14 protein-coding genes and 3 pseudogenes are annotated in these 16942 nt (G+C 50.0%); 4 read left to right on the top strand and 13 right to left on the bottom strand.

Annotated elements, in window-relative coordinates; all coding sequences use genetic code 11:
• The first annotated feature begins 7 nt into the window (after positions 1-7).
• Positions 8-793 carry a (S)-ureidoglycine aminohydrolase gene (gene allE / locus FTE26_RS08730; protein WP_000540996.1) on the top strand — a complete coding sequence of 262 codons (786 nt, stop codon included), beginning with the start codon at positions 8-10 and terminating at the stop codon, positions 791-793.
• Positions 794-921: 128 nt separating this feature from the next.
• Here the strand turns inward: allE and glxK are convergent, their stop codons facing one another.
• The 9 genes from glxK to allA form a co-directional block, all read right to left on the bottom strand.
• Entirely contained in the window at positions 922-2067 is a 1146-nt protein-coding gene (glxK, locus tag FTE26_RS08725; RefSeq protein ID WP_000706355.1) for a glycerate 3-kinase, read from the bottom strand.
• 21 nt (positions 2068-2088) lie between these two features.
• Positions 2089-3390 (bottom strand): uracil/xanthine transporter, encoded by a 1302-nt coding sequence (locus FTE26_RS08720; protein WP_001297442.1) that lies wholly within the window; start codon positions 3388-3390, stop codon positions 2089-2091.
• 56 nt (positions 3391-3446) lie between these two features.
• Positions 3447-4808, bottom strand: a complete 1362-nt coding sequence (gene allB, locus FTE26_RS08715; RefSeq protein WP_000006887.1) for an allantoinase AllB — start codon at positions 4806-4808, stop codon at positions 3447-3449.
• A 59-nt stretch (positions 4809-4867) separates the two neighbouring features.
• Complete coding sequence (locus FTE26_RS08710) at positions 4868-6322, bottom strand: allantoin transporter (protein ID WP_000401139.1); 1455 nt, start codon at positions 6320-6322, stop codon at positions 4868-4870.
• Positions 6323-6490: 168 nt separating this feature from the next.
• Positions 6491-7369: a 2-hydroxy-3-oxopropionate reductase gene (glxR, locus tag FTE26_RS08705; RefSeq protein ID WP_000765839.1), complete on the bottom strand. Its 879-nt coding sequence runs from the start codon at positions 7367-7369 to the stop codon at positions 6491-6493.
• A gap of 99 nt (positions 7370-7468) precedes the next feature.
• The gene (gene hyi, locus FTE26_RS08700; protein WP_000943560.1) at positions 7469-8245 is read right to left on the bottom strand and encodes a hydroxypyruvate isomerase; all 777 of its coding nucleotides are present in this window, start codon (positions 8243-8245) and stop codon (positions 7469-7471) included.
• A 12-nt stretch (positions 8246-8257) separates the two neighbouring features.
• Entirely contained in the window at positions 8258-10039 is a 1782-nt protein-coding gene (gene gcl, locus FTE26_RS08695) for a glyoxylate carboligase (RefSeq protein WP_001297446.1), read from the bottom strand.
• An 89-nt stretch (positions 10040-10128) separates the two neighbouring features.
• Positions 10129-10944: an HTH-type transcriptional repressor AllR gene (gene allR / locus FTE26_RS08690; protein WP_000141276.1), complete on the bottom strand. Its 816-nt coding sequence runs from the start codon at positions 10942-10944 to the stop codon at positions 10129-10131.
• Between the two features lie 77 nt (positions 10945-11021).
• A complete protein-coding gene (gene allA / locus FTE26_RS08685) occupies positions 11022-11504 on the bottom strand; it encodes an ureidoglycolate lyase (RefSeq protein ID WP_000776388.1) in 483 nt (160 codons plus the stop codon).
• A 229-nt stretch (positions 11505-11733) separates the two neighbouring features.
• Between allA and allS the strand changes: the two genes are divergently transcribed.
• The 3 genes and pseudogenes from allS to FTE26_RS08670 all read left to right on the top strand — a co-directional run.
• Positions 11734-12660, top strand: coding sequence for an HTH-type transcriptional activator AllS (gene allS, locus FTE26_RS08680; protein WP_272457550.1), 927 nt, complete (start codon positions 11734-11736; stop codon positions 12658-12660).
• A 68-nt stretch (positions 12661-12728) separates the two neighbouring features.
• Complete coding sequence (gene mnmH, locus FTE26_RS08675) at positions 12729-13823, top strand: tRNA 2-selenouridine(34) synthase MnmH (protein ID WP_001158001.1); 1095 nt, start codon at positions 12729-12731, stop codon at positions 13821-13823.
• 115 nt (positions 13824-13938) lie between these two features.
• Positions 13939-14304: pseudogene (locus FTE26_RS08670) on the top strand (helix-turn-helix domain-containing protein); the annotation flags it as partial.
• A 58-nt stretch (positions 14305-14362) separates the two neighbouring features.
• On the opposite strand, the pseudogene FTE26_RS20245 reads toward FTE26_RS08670, so the two are convergent.
• The 4 genes and pseudogenes from FTE26_RS20245 to FTE26_RS08660 form a co-directional block, all read right to left on the bottom strand.
• Positions 14363-14458, bottom strand: a pseudogene (locus FTE26_RS20245) (hypothetical protein); the annotation flags it as partial.
• 366 nt (positions 14459-14824) lie between these two features.
• Positions 14825-15316: a hypothetical protein gene (locus FTE26_RS08665; protein ID WP_000879785.1), complete on the bottom strand. Its 492-nt coding sequence runs from the start codon at positions 15314-15316 to the stop codon at positions 14825-14827.
• Positions 15297-15752, bottom strand: coding sequence for a hypothetical protein (locus FTE26_RS20240; protein WP_001013164.1), 456 nt, complete (start codon positions 15750-15752; stop codon positions 15297-15299). The genes FTE26_RS08665 and FTE26_RS20240 overlap by 20 nt, the downstream gene beginning before the upstream one ends.
• Positions 15726-16942, bottom strand: a pseudogene (locus FTE26_RS08660) (RHS repeat-associated core domain-containing protein); the annotation flags it as partial. The gene FTE26_RS20240 and the pseudogene FTE26_RS08660, both read right to left, overlap by 27 nt.

The following is a 16942-nucleotide window of genomic DNA, read 5'->3' as shown; positions in this document are numbered from 1 at the left end:
GTCATAAATGGGATATTTAAATAACGTCACCGGTTACCGCGAAGATTTACTGGCTAACCGTGCGATTGTTAAACACGGTAATTTCGCACTGTTAACCCCGGATGGTCTGGTAAAAAATATTATTCCGGGCTTTGAAAATTGTGACGCGACAATCCTCTCCACGCCAAAGCTGGGTGCCTCTTTTGTTGATTATCTGGTCACACTGCATCAAAACGGTGGCAACCAACAGGGCTTCGGTGGCGAAGGCATTGAAACGTTCCTGTATGTGATCTCTGGAAATATCACTGCCAAAGCCGAAGGCAAAACATTTGCCTTAAGCGAAGGTGGCTATCTTTATTGCCCACCAGGCTCCTTAATGACGTTTGTTAACGCCCAGGCCGAAGACAGCCAAATCTTTTTATATAAGCGTCGCTATGTTCCGGTAGAAGGCCATGCACCGTGGCTGGTTTCTGGCAATGCCAGCGAACTGGAACGCATTCACTATGAAGGTATGGATGATGTGATCCTGCTGGATTTTCTGCCCAAAGAGTTAGGTTTTGATATGAACATGCATATCCTCTCTTTTGCACCAGGTGCCAGCCACGGTTATATCGAAACACATGTTCAGGAACACGGTGCCTATATTCTTTCCGGTCAGGGGGTTTATAACCTCGACAATAACTGGATCCCGGTGAAAAAAGGCGATTACATCTTTATGGGCGCTTATTCTTTACAGGCTGGTTATGGTGTAGGGCGTGGTGAAGCGTTCAGCTATATTTACTCGAAAGATTGCAACCGCGACGTAGAGATTTAAGTCATACCACTCGCCTGATTATTTTTAGCTATGTTGGATTTTGCCACGGTTTATACCGTGGCTTTTTTTGTAGTAAATTCAGGTAAAAAAAGATGCGATATAAATCGCATCCGCTTTAAAGGTAAGGGTCAGTTTTTAATTCCCTGACCTATTTTAATGGCGCAGGCAATATTTCGTGCGCTGTTGAAGAGATTGGTTTCACCGCTGGCGAGCACTTCGGCTAAAGGTGCCAGACGTGGCAAAATGCTGAATACCGCATCAATGCCGTACTGGTGCACCACTTCCACGCCATCACCCAATACGCCAGCAATCCCAATCACCGGTACATTAAACTGCTTCGCCACCGACGCCACACCCAGCGGCGCTTTACCGCCTGCCGTTTGCGAGTCGATGCGCCCTTCCCCGGTAATCACCAGTGCTGCGCCCTGCACTGCCTGCGCAAGATTGACCGCATTCAACACAATCTCAATACCTGGTTTAATATCCGCATTGAGAAATACCGCCGCCGCAATACCCATACCGCCCGCAGCGCCGCCGCCCGCCATCTGGCAGACGTTGATTTCAGTTTGCTGTTGTAAAACACGGGCGTAATTTTGCAGCCCCTGTTCCAGCTCTTCGACCATTTCCGGCGTTGCCCCTTTTTGCGGGCCAAACACCGCCGCCGCGCCGCGTGCCCCTACCAGCGGGTTATCAACGTCACATGCTACTTCAATATGGCAATTCGCCAGACGCGGATCGCATTCATCCATCTCAATGCTTGCCACGCGCGCTAAATTACCGCCGTTAGCCACCAGCACCTGACCGTCGGCATCAAGGAAACGCACACCGAGCGCCTGCGCCATGCCCATACCACCGTCGACCGTCGCACTGCCACCAATGCCGAGAATAATATGGCGAATGCCGTTATCCAGCGCATGACGAATTAACTCCCCCGTACCAAAACTGGAGGCCAGCAACGGATTACGCTTTTCAGGCGCGACCAGCATCAGGCCACTTGCTGCCGCCATCTCAATCACCGCCGTTTTCCCGTCGCCGGTAAGGCCATAAAAAGCATTCACTTTTTCGCCCATCGGCCCGCAGACTTCAAGCGTCACGATGTTGCCGCCCGTCGCGGCGACCATCGCATCCACCGTCCCTTCGCCGCCATCCGCTATCGGCAAACAGATATAGTTCGCATCGGGAAAGAGGGTCGAAAACCCGGCTTTAATTGCCTGACAACATTTTTCTGCACTTAAGCTCTCTTTAAAAGAGTCTGGCGCAATGACAATCTTCATTATCAATCCTTTTTCAACAAATTATTCGATGCGTTCCCACGGAATAAGATTATCCATAAGAACAGCCAGTAAAATCCCGACCAGTAAGCCGTTACTGAGCAGAGGACGCAGCGTTAATGGAAGGTCTTGCAGATACACAGGCGGTAATGCCATTAAAAATATGCCGACAAATAACGGCAATGCGAGTCGATAAATATTGCGAGCGGTAAACGTTATTTGCTGGCTAAACACCAGCGCGGAAAAGAGTAAAGGCAGATAAGAAACCAGCATGACCGCACTACTCACGGGTAAAGGGATACTGCAAAACAGTCGTGTGAGTGCCGGAACCAGCGCCACCAGAAGGCAAATAACGCTGCCATAAATAAATGAACGCCGCGTGTAATCGCCAGTCTGGGTTAATAAACCAATGGATGAAACAAACGGTGAAAATGGAATTACCGCCAGAGGTACGGTTATCAGTGTCATAAATCCGGTCGCCACAAAGCTACGACGATAACGCGTATTCCCCGCGCCCTGCTGCGGATAAAAAACATCCGTGCCCCGAATCGCACCGTAGGTATTGCTGATATTTACCAGACCTGTAATCACCGCCGTCAGAATAATTCCCGGCGACAAAGCACCGCCACTGCCGAGCGGGAACCACTGCCAGTGCAACTCACCGGAGAGCGAGTGCGAAGAAGGAAAGCAAAAGTACCACAACAACCAGCCGGTTATGGTGCCGACCAGCAGGCCATAACGGGCAAAACGTTGCGGGAGGAAGATAATCATCCCCAGTACCAGGCACATCACCGCCACCGAGAGCGCGAACGGCGGTAACTGAATTTTAAAATTCGGGTCGGCTATGCCAAACGGCAGCCCGAGCATACCTTTGAAAAAGATAGTGGTCAGCTGCGCGCCCAGCATCAACATAAACAAGACCATCACCGACGGCGTAAATAACCGCGCCAGGCGATGGCCTAATCCGCTAAAACCAATCAACACCGTCAGCACGCCGGAGAGTGCAATCCCCACTGCCAGGCTGGTGGCGATATCGTTGATCGGTGTCCCGCGCGATGCTTCGCCAAGGGTGATAGTAAGGATGGTTCCCCACCACAGGCCACCTGGCCCTTCCATAATAGCGCGACGATGACCGCAGAACGCCTGAGCGAAGCAGGCCAGTGCGGTAGCAAGAAAAGCATATTGCGTGAGCGTAAGCAGGCTACTTTGCGGCAACTGAAAAGCAGAAAGTAGCGTAGGAGGAACCACAACCGTGTTGCAAAAAATAAAGAAAAACCACTGAAATCCTGATAACAGGCTTTCGCGGCTCACTGCAAAATTGAACATAAACACACCTTAACCGGAGAATGCCCGCCGCAAGGACGGGCATTGCAGGGGCCAGATTACTGCTGATGTTTAAGGATAAATTGACCTTTCGGCGCAACAGGGAAGCCCTGTTCAATGTCGTAAATCACATCACCACGTAAGATGGTTTTCGTGATACGCGCGCCAATGGTACGGCCAACATACGGGCTGACTTTGTGGCGATATTCCAGATCGTCATTGGTAAGAACATAGCTGCTATTCGGCTGAATGAAGACGAAGTCGGCATCTTTTCCTGGGGCGATACGGCCTTTTTGCTGCAGACCGAAAATATCTGCTGCGTTAGTCGCCATTAATTTGCCGAACATTGGCAGAGACATTCCGCGTTTCTGTACCGCTTCATCGAACATCACGTCCATACAGTTTTGCAGGCCGGCAATACCGCCCCATGCTTCCATGATGTTGCCGGCTTTCATTTCCGGAGGGCATGGTGAGTGGTCGGAAACCAGGCAGTCGATTTCACCGTTAAACAGTTTTTCCCACATGCCTTTCTGGTTTTCCAGATCGCGGATCGGCGGTGAACACTTCGCCAGAGTGCCGATTTCTTCGAACTGATCGGTATCCAGTACAAAGTAATGCGGGCAGGATTCACAAGTAACGTCCTGACCTTCCTGACGTGCACGAGTCACTTCTTCAACGCCTTCCGGGCTGCTGATATGGCAAACGTGCAGACGGCAACCGGCAACTTTCGCCAGATACAGCACGCGGCGAATCGCTTCCACTTCGGTAAATACCGGACGCGAAGCCACATAGTCATGGGCAGTTACGCGACCTTCACGTTTCGCTTCTTCGCCCAGTGCGTCACAGATCAGCGCGTTTTCGCAGTGCACCAGCACCGGCTGCCCCAGTTCGCCCAGCTTCTGCGCACCTTTGAAGAACTGCCAGTCGTTTACATCACGGAAGTCGTTGTCGATACCGCGATCGCCACAGGTCGCAACGAAGCATTTGAAGCCGACAACGCCCACTTCATCCAGCTCATGCAGACGGTCGATGTTGTAAGACACTAGGCCACCGAGTTGTGCCGCATCGATAGTCAGCTTGCCTTTAGCGGCATCGAACTTCAGTTCAATTGAAGCGCGGTCAACCGTTGCAGGCAGCTGGTTGAGCGGCATTTCGATCATGGTGGTGATACCACCTTTTGCCGCTGCGCGAGTACCGGTTTCATAACCTTCCCAGTGGCTACGACCCGGTTCAGAAATATGGGTGTGCGCATCAACCATGCCCGGCGAAACCACCAGACCAGACGCATCCATAACTTCTTTTGCATCGCCCAGATCCTGACCGATAGCAGCAATTTTCCCGCCTTTAACGGCGATATCTACAACGCGAGCTTCGTTTTCTAAAATAACGGTGCCGTTTTTAATGATTAAATCAAAAGACATAACAAACTCCTTGTAAAATACAGATTGGTTTTTAACTCAATGTTCAATATCGGGATTAATTAACCTATGGTTTTTTGCTCTCCTGTTTTTTCTGCTGTTGTACGTTTCTTTAATAAGGCGTAGGCCGCAAAGGCGACGATGACGCCGACAAACCATGAAACACGCGATAACGGTTCCATAAAGGGAATAAACTTACCGCCAAGAGATAAAATAACGGCCACCAGAGTTACTGAAAACGCGGTGAGGTTAAAACCGTTATCGTAATATTTATAATCGCCAGGTGCGGTGTACAGTTCATCAAGATTAATTTGCCCACGCATCACCACAAAATAATGTGCCATCATGACACCAATTACCGGACCCAGCATTCCGCCGATGATATCGAGGAACAGATAAATACTGTCCTGATTTTCCATTAATTTCCACGGGCAGATCAGCAGGCTGATAATACTGGCAATCAGTACGCCGTTTTTATAGGTCAGTTTTGTCGGTGCAATGGCAGCAATCTGATAACCGGCCGGAATAATATTACCGGTGGCGTTAGTGGAAATAGTCGTCATCAGAATAACCAGTACCGCAAAGAACGAGGCAAACAGGCTGTCCCAACGCTGAACAATATCCAGCACGTTCCAGGTGTCAGCGCCGTAGTGAATACTGGCTCCGGCAATAATACATACCCCAGCGACCGCAAACAGAATATAGGCCACAACTAAACCCAGCGTTTGCCCCAGCGCTTGCTCACGAAACGAGTGGGCGTTTTGCGTAAAGTCGGATGCGCTCACCGCCGGTGCCGCCCAGACCGCAACTACCGCGTTAATCACCACCAGGAACAAGAATCCACTGTTTTCTGCTTTCTGAATACCGCTCGGAATGTAGTCAAAGATTGGACCGAGCCCGACCAGCGAAATCGCCCAAATCGCCATACCGCCGAAAACGATATAGATGCACGGGTTAAGAATGGCAGTGAATTTATTTAAAACTTTGCCACCGCCAAAACCTATACCAACGTTGACCAGCCAGAAGAGTAAGAAAGTAATTAAGCCCGGTAGAGAAAGCCCTAACAGCGTGAAATCACCACCGAGAGTTAAAAATCCCGGCCAGATTTTGCCAATCAGAATCAAGCAGGCCAGTGACCCCGCGTAACATTGCAGGCCAAACCACATAATGGCAGCAATACCGCCTCTTAATAATCCGGGAAACAGTGCGCCACGTACGCCGTAAGAAGCACGCAGGATCATGGCAAACGGTACGCCGTATTTACTGCCCGCAGCGCCGTTTAATACCATTACCGCGGCAATGAAAAAGGCGCTGAGGATAATTGCCAGCATAATACTAAAGGTAGACAAGCCGAGAATAAAAAAGCCGCCGACCATCACATAATTGGGAACGTTATGAACCGAACCCATCCATAAGGTAAAATAGTTAAATGTTTTCCAGGTCCGCTGGCTTTGCGTTTTCGGCAATAGATCTTCGCTATAGCCGCGTTGCTGGAATAGTTTTCTCTGATGTTCCATAAATCCCTCTTAATTTCACGTATCGAATAACGTTGTTTTAATCTAGCTATGAGGAACAAATAAAATAAAAATATTATTTTTAATACTGAAGCAACATCTTTGGCTGCTTTCTTTTTTAATATTGCTGGCCGATTCATATTCTGATATCGGCCATTTTTATTGCGGGTATCAGGCCAGTTTATGATTCGCCATTAATTCCAGCGCCTGCACTAACGCAGAGTGATCCAACTGGCTGCCACCGTTTGCCGCACAGGTATTAAATAACTCCTGGCAGGTCGCGGTGTTTGGCAGATTCAGCGCAAGTGCTTTCGCACTTTGCAGTGCCAGGTTGAGATCTTTCTGGTGCAGCGCAATTTTGAAACCTGGATTAAAGGTGCGTTTAATCATGCGCTCACCGTGAACTTCCAGAATACGTGAGGAAGCAAAGCCGCCCATCAGCGCCTGGCGCACACGTACCGGGTCCGCACCGGCTTTTGAAGCAAATAGCAGGGCTTCAGAAACCGCTTCAATATTGAGCGCCACGATAATCTGATTTGCCACTTTGCAGGTTTGACCGTCGCCGTTACCGCCCACGAGGGTGATATTTTTACCGAGCAGTTCAAACAGCGGTTTAACACGTTCAAATACCGCTTCATCACCGCCAACCATAATCGACAACGTCCCTTCACGCGCACCGATTTCACCGCCGGAGACTGGCGCATCGAGATAATCGCCGCCCAGTTCATTCACCTGACGAGCGAAACGCTTAGTTTCAATCGGGGAAATGGAGCTCATATCAACAATGGTTTTGCCCTTCAGCGAGGCTTTGGTACAACCATTTTCACCGAACAGAACTTCTTCAACCTGTGGTGTATCTGGCACCATAATAAAAATGATGTCCGATGCTTCCGTTACCTGGCGCGCAGTTTCAACACTGACGGCACCCAGTGACAGTAATTCATCAGCAACCGGTCCAATGGTCGTGACATGCAGTTGATGACCGGCACGCGCCAGATTAATGGCCATCGGTGTACCCATAATGCCTAAGCCAATAAATCCCAGTTTCATAATTAACCTCTTTTAAATTTCGCTTTTCCTGAATTCAGACAACACGATCCCCTGCCAACTTAGCGGCCTAAAAAAGCATTGTCTGAATAGCGTTACGTTTTAACGGTACGGATCCATCCAGCGTAAACCAGCTTCCGTGGTGGTTTGGGGTTTATATTCACACCCAACCCAACCGTTGTAGTCAGAGTTTTCAATTACCGTAAAGAGATATTCGTAATTAATTTCTCCGGTTCCCGGTTCGCCGCGATGCGGATTATCAGCAATTTGCAGGTGACCAATTTTATCGGCCCACTGAGTCATGGTGTTGGTTAATTCACCTTCCATCCGCTGCATGTGATAAATGTCATACTGAATTTTCAAATTGCAGCAACCAACATCATCAATCAATTTCAGCGCCTGCCGAGTTCCGGTGAGATGGAAACCAGGAATATCAAAATGGTTAATAGGTTCAATCAGTAATAAAATATCTTCTTTCATCAGCATATTCGCGGCATAACGCAGGTTTTCTACAAGCGTTGCGTGAATCTGTTCACTGCTGAAACCAGCCGGCGTTTTACCGACCAGACAGTTAATTTTTTTATTCCCCAGCGCACGGGCATAACGAATCGCTGCTGCTACGCCATCCCGAAACTCTTCTTCACGGCCAGGAATACAGGCAATACCGCGCTCCCCCGCCGCCCAGTCACCCGCCGGTAGATTGTGCAGCGTATGTTCGAGTTTATTACTCGCCAGCACCTGTTTTAATTCTTCAATGTCGTAGTCATAAGGAAACATAAATTCAACGCCGCGAAAACCACACTGCGCAGCTTTCTCAAAACGGGCGAGAAAATCATATTCTCCAAATAACATCGATAAATTAGCAGAGAAACGTAACATTATTTATCTCCCTTATTCATAGTGCATGAAGCAGGTTTCAGTCGGTGCGTCCGCTGCGTTATCGGCGATATCTTCAAATTCCATGACGTTATCCAGTTCGCTGCCCATCGAAATATTGGTCACACGCTCGAGAATAACTTCCACGACTACCGGTACCCGATATTGCGCCATTAAGGCTTTCGCCTGTTCAAAGGCTGGCGCAATATCTTCCGGTTTGAAGACGCGAATCGCTTTACAACCTAAACCTTCCGCTACTTTTACGTGGTCGACGCCGTAACCGTTCACTTCGCTGGAGTTGATATTCTCGAAAGCGAGTTGCACGCAGTAGTCCATATCAAACGCGCGCTGCGACTGGCGAATCAGCCCCAGATAAGCGTTATTGACCAGTACATGGATGTACGGAATTTTGAACTGCGCGCCAACGGCTAACTCTTCAATCAGGAACTGGAAGTCAAAGTCGCCAGAAATCGCCACCACATTGCGTTTCGGATCAGCGGCACAAACCCCTAGCGCAGCCGGAATCGTCCAGCCTAACGGACCAGCCTGACCACAGTTGATCCAGTGGCGGTCTTTAAAGACATGCAGCATTTGCGCAGCGGCAATTTGCGACAGACCAATGGTGGTGACATAGCAAACATCACGTCCAAAAGCTTTGTTCATCTCTTCATACACGCGCTGCGGTTTCACCGGCACGTTGTCGAAGTGTGTTTTACGCAACAAAGTACGTTTGCGCTGCTGGCACTCAGCAACCCACTCTTTACGGCATGGCAGACGCCCTGCTTTTTGCATTTCCTGCGCCACTTCAACCAGCAGTGTCAGCGCCGCTTTAGCATCAGAGACAATCCCCAGATCCGGACACAGCACGCGGCCAATTTGCGTCGGCTCAATATCGATATGAACGATTTTGCGCCCTTCGGTGTATTTCTCTACCGAACCGGTATGACGGTTAGCAAAACGGTTACCGATACCAAACACCATGTCGGACGCCAGCAACGTTGCGTTACCGTAACGATGCGCGGTTTGCAGACCGACCATCCCGGCCATCAGTTCATGATCGTCCGGGATACAGCCCCAGCCCATCAGCGTTGGGATCACCGGAACGCTGGTCAGTTCAGCAAACTGTTGTAACAGTGCAGCTGCGTCAGCATTAATTACCCCGCCCCCGGCAACAATCACCGGACGTTCGGCCTGGATTAACATTTCTACAGCTTTTTCGATCTGCATACGGCTGGCAGCAGGTTTGTAGACCGGCAGCGGTTCGTACATGTCAGGATCAAACTCGATTTCCGCAACCTGAACGTCGAACGGTAAATCCACCAGTACCGGACCCGGACGACCAGAACGCATCAGGTGAAATGCCTGTTGCAGCACACGAGGCACCAGCGCCGCTTCACGTACTGTAACCGCCATTTTGCTGACCGGCTTGGCGATAGCTTCGATATCAACAGCCTGGAAATCTTCTTTATGCAGACGGGCGCGCGGAGCCTGGCCGGTAATACACAGAATAGGAATGGAATCAGCAGAAGCAGAATAGAGCGCGGTGATCATGTCCGTGCCCGCAGGACCGGAAGTCCCCAGACATACGCCGATATTCCCTGCCGTTGCGCGGGTATAACCTTCCGCCATGTGCGAAGCACCTTCCACATGACGCGCCAGAATGTGACGAATACCGCCGTGCTTACGCATCGCTGAGTAGAACGGATTGATTGCAGCTCCCGGAACGCCGAAGGCGGTGGTGATACCTTCTTTCTCCAGCACATACATTGCCGCGTCAACGGCTCTCATTTTTGCCATTTTATTCCTACCTCTATTAATTGGAAAATTTTTCCAACTTTCAAATTTTGTCAAAAAAACCCGCTCCGCAGAGCGGGATGCGACAGACATTATGGATGTGCTTTCAGTCCCAACGCCGTGCTGATATCGCGGGCGGTGTCTCTGACCAGCTCACCCTGACTGACAAAACGATCTTCTGTCAGTCTTGATGAAGGCCCGGAGATGGAGATAGCGGCAACAACACTACCTACATCATCGTAAATTGCTGAAGCTAAGCAATTCAGACCTACAACATGCTCTTCTTTATCTACGGTATAGCCCAGTTCACGCGCTTGTTCCAGGTCCTTCAGCAAGGTGGGCATATCCACAAGCGTAGTTGGCGTAAACTGCTGCAAACCGGTTTGCAGAATGATGCTCATCAACTCCTCTTCCGCCAGCGGATAAAGCAGCGCTTTGCCCGCACCGGAAGCATGCAGCGGCAGACGACTGCCCAGTGGCGCACACATCCTGACCATCGATTTACACTCTAACTGACCAATTAATACCGCTTCATTGCCGTTACGGATCGCGACATTGACCGTTTCGCCGGAAAGTAACATCAGGCGGCGCATAAACGGCCCGGCGACGGAGAGGACATCGCGGTTATGGATGTACGCTGCACCGACGTTAAAGACACCTAATCCTATATGCCACCAGCCTAATTGACTGTCCTGATAGACAAAATCCGCTGCCTGTAAAACCTTCAGCAAGCGAAAGGTCGTGGAGAGCGGCAAATCCAGATTGAGAGAAATATCGCTAACCGACGAACTTCCCCCACTTTTTTCCAAATATTGCAGAATCGCAATTCCCCGCTCTAACGCCTGTGCGCCCTTCTGTGCCACAGGCTCCGCCTGTCCTGGCCTGCCGCGCCGTCTAACTTCCGTCATACCTACGTTAACTCCGACCTACAAGTGAGCATAAACAATGAACAATTAGTTTATCTTATGCAAGTCGGTTGCAGGCGTCACGCAAAACAGAGTTCCTGTTCAGGAATACTTTCAACATCACAGTTGTCACTGCCGCCGCGATCGATGGTCAGAAAATCGGTGACGCGCTGCCAGGCGAAAAGTGGGTGATGCCAGACGTTACGATGGTAATTCACTCCCTGTTCGCCGTTGGTGATAAACGCCCGCAGCGTTGACAGGTCTGGTTTGTCGTCGCCTAACGCCACGACCACCACAAACACTTCACCTTTCATCGGGATAAAGGCCTGAGTGCCCAGCGGATGACGTTCGAGTTCGTGAATGGTCAGCGGCAGATTCGCCGGTTGCGCGCGGTTAATGCTGATAAGCGTACGGTCTTGCTCAAGAATCTCAACCAGCGCCAAATCGTGGTAACGCTCCACCAGGCCATTGTTAATATGGAAAAAATCCCGTTGCTGAGTTTCGATTACGTCGCCATAAGCACTAAAGGCTTCCTGACTTAACGGTAATACCTGAAGTTTCATCTTTTTGTCCTTGTAACATAATTCCGTTCAACCACCGCCGACCGGTCAGCTTGGTTTCAATAACAGGCAATCTAAAACCTTAAGAGAACAACATCAATACAAAAGCTGGAATATTTTTCCAAAACTAGATTTAGTCCACAAATTGAACAGGGTTATCATGTAAAAATACTGATAAATCAGAGGATAAGAAAATCACGCAACTTGCGGATTTAAAAGGGGATACCTGAAGATGTTCGATCCAGAAACCTTGCGGACTTTCATTGCGGTTGCTGAAACAGGAAGTTTTTCAAAAGCGGCAGAACGATTATGTAAAACCACGGCGACGATCAGTTATCGCATTAAACTTCTGGAAGAGAATACCGGAGTAGCGCTGTTTTTCCGCACGACTCGCAGCGTGACGTTGACAGCGGCTGGCGAGCATCTACTTTCCCAGGCCAGAGACTGGCTGAGCTGGCTGGAAAGTATGCCAAGCGAGCTGCAACAGGTGAATGATGGCGTGGAACGCCAGGTGAATATTGTCATCAACAACCTGCTCTACAACCCCCAGGCCGTCGCCCAGTTGCTGGCGTGGCTGAATGAACGTTACCCCTTTACCCAGTTTCACATCTCCCGACAAATCTTTATGGGCGTCTGGGATTCGCTATTATACGAAGGTTTTTCACTGGCTATCGGCGTCACGGGAACCGAGGCGCTGGCAAATACCTTTAGTCTTGATCCCTTAGGATCGGTGCAATGGCGCTTTGTCATGGCGGCGGATCATCCGCTGGCGAACGTTGAAGAGCCGCTAACAGAAGCGCAGTTGCGGCGCTTTCCGGCGGTCAATATTGAAGACAGCGCCCGCACCTTAACCAAACGCGTCGCCTGGCGATTGCCTGGGCAAAAAGAGATTATTGTTCCTGATATGGAAACGAAAATCGCCGCCCATCTTGCGGGCGTTGGCATTGGTTTTTTGCCAAAATCGCTTTGCCAGTCAATGATCGATAATCAACAACTAGTTAGCCGGGTAATCCCAACGATGCGCCCTCCTTCGCCATTGAGTCTGGCATGGCGCAAATTTGGCAGCGGCAAAGCGGTAGAAGATATTGTGACCTTGTTTACCCAGCGCAGGCCGGAAATCAGCGGATTTTTAGAAATTTTCGGCAACCCACGCAGTTAAAAATCAAGTTTCCTTGCGCGTTGGCGCGTAAAATAGCGCGCAAGCTGATTTGAGGTTCACTTTTAACTATGCAAGAGAGACACACGGAACAGGACTATCGTGCCCTGCTGATTGCTGATACGCCCATTATTGATGTTCGCGCCCCTATCGAGTTTGAGCAAGGCGCAATGCCCGCCGCTATCAATCTGCCGTTAATGAATAACGATGAACGCGCCGCCGTTGGCACCTGCTATAAACAGCAAGGCTCAGACGCAGCGCTGGCGCTGGGGCATAAACTGGTGGCGGGTGAAATTCGTCAGCAGCGCATGGACGCCTGGCGGGCAGCGTGCCTGCAAAATCCGCAAGGTATTCTCTGCTGCGCCCGTGGCGGTCAGCGCTCACATATTGTGCAAAGCTGGTTGTATGCAGCGGGGATTGATTATCCGCTGGTGGAAGGCGGTTATAAGGCACTGCGCCAGACCGCGATTCAGGCGACTATTGAACTGGCACAAAAACCGATAGTGCTGATTGGCGGTTGTACTGGCAGCGGTAAAACGCTGTTAGTGCAGCAACAGCCGAACGGTGTTGATCTGGAAGGGCTGGCGCGCCATCGCGGTTCGGCGTTTGGTCGCACGTTACAACCACAACTTAGCCAGGCGAGTTTTGAAAACCTGCTGGCTGCCGAAATGCTGAAAACCGACGCCCGTCAGGATTTGCGCCTGTGGGTGCTGGAAGACGAAAGCCGGATGATCGGTTCGAATCACCTGCCGGAATGCCTGCGCGAGCGAATGACTCAGGCGGCGATTGCGGTGGTAGAAGATCCGTTTGAGATCCGTCTTGAGCGCCTGAACGAAGAGTATTTCTTGCGTATGCATCATGATTTTACCCACGCTTATGGCGACGAACAGGGCTGGCAGGAATATTGCGAATACCTGCATCACGGACTTTCGGCGATTAAGCGTCGGCTGGGGTTACAGCGCTATAACGAACTCGCTGCCCAGCTGGATACGGCGCTGACAACGCAACTCACCACCGGCAGCACCGACGGTCATCTGGCCTGGCTGGTGCCGTTACTTAAAGAATATTACGACCCAATGTATCGCTATCAGCTTGAGAAAAAAGCGGAAAAAGTTGTCTTTCGCGGTGAGTGGGCGGAAGTGGCGGAATGGGTTAAGGCGCGGTAATGAGGGACGTATTTGTATTAGTCGCGACTTGATCTGACACATGGCCTTGAAAGGTTGAGAGTTACCGGTTTTGATATGAGTGTCGAATCCTTATCCAAAACAAGAGGTAACTCTCATGCTTCATACTGCCAATCCCGTCATCAAACACAAAGTCGGTTTGCTCAATCTGGCTGAAGAACTCAGCAACGTATCAAAAGCCTGTAAAATCATGGGCGTTTCGCGTGATACGTTTTATCGTTACCGCGAACTGGTCGCTGAAGGCGGTGTGGATGCGCAGATTAATCGTAGTCGCCGCGCTCCTAACCTTAAGAACCGTACCGATGAGGCAACTGAACAGGCTGTTGTTGATTACGCCGTCGCTTTCCCGACACATGGTCAGCACCGGGCCAGCAACGAGCTGCGTAAACAGGGGGTTTTTATCTCCGACAGTGGTGTCCGTTCTGTCTGGTTACTCCATAACCTTGAGAATCTCAAAAGACGATACTGAACAAATTTTATCAGGTGACGTTCCGTAAAAAGTTGTATGGAGTTCTCGATGCAGTCGGCGCGACTATCAGTACCCCCGCTGAACCCTGGACTATCGGGCCGCCGTACTGGGGCATGTCACCCTGGCGTGCCGCTGGTTTTCCGCTAATGGTTTATTTCCTCTTTCTTTCCCGGCAAGAATTTATTTTAATCCGGAAGGATTATTTATTTTCAGATAGGGACTCACATTAAACACGTAACATTTTAATTAATGCATGGCTGAATATGTATTACACAATGTCAGATATCGTAAAAGACCAGTGCAATTCTATGTAAACTCTCTGACTGTTCATTTTATTTGTTGTTTCAGGGTCGGAACTCACCCTCAATAAACAACTGAATACGAGTAGATATTCATCGTCTGAGCTATATGGCTTTACACAATAGCCGACATGTCTTTTCTCAGTCAGGAATTTTACTTTTCCTCACTACGAAGTTGACGACTTCGATATGGGATAGACTCTTAATTCAAGCAATTACTCTGCACAAGCATCAGGCAATCCAGCTCCAATATTTGTTATAAAATAATGCGTAACATTAATTTCACCAACAAAAAAAAGGTTTACACCATCCCCTTGCCCTGGTATCTTACCATATTTACACCACACTTTTTTTGTATCTGGATCATTCTTTGATACGATTTTCGCCACTTGTTCCCTGGCCCTCACTGTCAATGTTTTCTTAAACCTACCCCCATCATCATTTGTTAGGGAAAAATAAGAAAAAAAATAATCATCTTCTACATTTGTGTATATTGATATATCCACCGCTACGTGCGGAAAAAAATCTGGGAGCCATGTAAAAACTCCATCATTTTCTGGTATTGCCATATAGTTTATGTAATGTTTACTTACAAGAGATTCATCTTTGTATAAATAAAGATAAGTAATTACGCATAAAACAACAATGATTATAATAGCAAAAATAAATATTATCATCTTTGATAGATTACTTGAGATAGCCAGCATCTTGTAAAGCCTTTATCGTTTTTTTATGCTCTGGATTAATATAATCACTACATCTATCTGAGCAATCTGTTGTTGATGGACATGTCAACCCATGGTCATTTACAGCCAAGTCTTTTTTATTATCTTCAATCATTTCAGAATGGGATAGCTTTACTTTTCTGCCGTACATACCGAACAGATTTAACCCGTAATCTCTAATCTCTTTTTCATAACCCAGCCCTTTCGCCGATCGGCTAACACCAGCGTCATTTAATTTAGACACTCGACAAAATGCCATACAATGGAAAAATTGATCAGTCCCACCTAAATTTAATCTCTTCATATCTTCATAAGTATCAGATAATATATCCCATGCTCTTTGATGGTTTAGTTGATCTTTTCTTCTTATTAGCGCTACATCTGCGGGACTTAACCCTAATGGATCAATACCATTCACCGGATTCAGCGGGTACGCATACAGACTCCATCCCCCCCTCCAGCCCTATCGGGTCCTGAGTGATATACCGCCCCTGCAACGGATCGTAGTACCGGTTCCGGTTGTAGTACAGCCCCGACTCCTTATCATACTGCTGCCCCGGCAGCCGGTACGGCTGGTGCAGGTGATGCGGGTTCTCCTCATTAAGCTGGTTGCCCCATTCATCATATTCCGCGCTCCACGCCGTATTGCCGTCTTCACTGATAAGCGCCAGCGGCAGGCCCCGGTGGTCACAGTGATAAAGATGTATTTTTCGCTCAGGCAAATAAACCGGCTCTATCTGTGCCGCCAGCCGCTCCACCGTCAGCCCGCACTGCGCAAGCCACTGGCGGCTTTCACTGCTCACGCAGTTTGCCCGGATTTTCCCCTCCAGCCTGTCCAGCAGCCCCACCAGTTCAGCCGGGAACACCACACCGTGACCGTCTTCGCTCCCTTCCTGCTGTATCTTCTCCGCCAGGCTGCGGCACTGCGCTTTCTCCCGTTCACCGTTGTCTGTTTCGATGCGGATGAGCGGCGCGAAGCTCCCCGGCTGGTATACCGTCTGGATACGCGTGGTGTCGGTCTGTACCGTCGTCAGCCTGTCGCCGTCCCAGCCGTACCATGTCTCCTCCGGTTTACGCGACAGCGACATCCACCCCGTCAGGTCACGCTCCCGCCGCCATACCCGTTTCGCCATTCGCCGTCCCAGCGGGTCGTAGAGGTAGCGGCTCTCGACCAGTGGCTCGCCATGCTGTATCCGCGTGTGGAACACCAGGCGGTGCTGGCTGTCGTAGTGGTAGTAGTGGGTCCGCTCGTCGTCCGTCCGTATCACACCCGTCGGGATGCGGTCCGTCTTCTCCGTCAGTCTGCCGTATTCATCATAGTGGTAAACATAGTGCGCATCCTCTGCGATGCGGTTATCCGGCCACGCCGTGAGGGTACTGTCCGGGTGCAGCTCCGGGTCCGGCAGGCGGTTTCCCGCCGGGTCGGTGGCATACGGGATGCGGATGTCCAGGTCCGGTGCGAGGGTGCGCACGCTCTCCAGCCTGCCCGTGGCACTGTAGCCGTATTCCCGCGTCTGTCGCGGGCCGCTGATGCGCACCAGGTCGCCGTTGTCATTCCACCCGTAGTCACGGTCATACACCAGGCTGTTCAGGTGCTGGCTCTGTAAC

Source organism: Escherichia sp. S10b, assembly GCF_028421345.1.
GTDB lineage: Bacteria > Pseudomonadota > Gammaproteobacteria > Enterobacterales > Enterobacteriaceae > ECMA0423.
The sequence above is the reverse complement of the archived record's forward strand: the minus strand, read 5'-3'. Positions and strand labels throughout refer to the sequence as shown.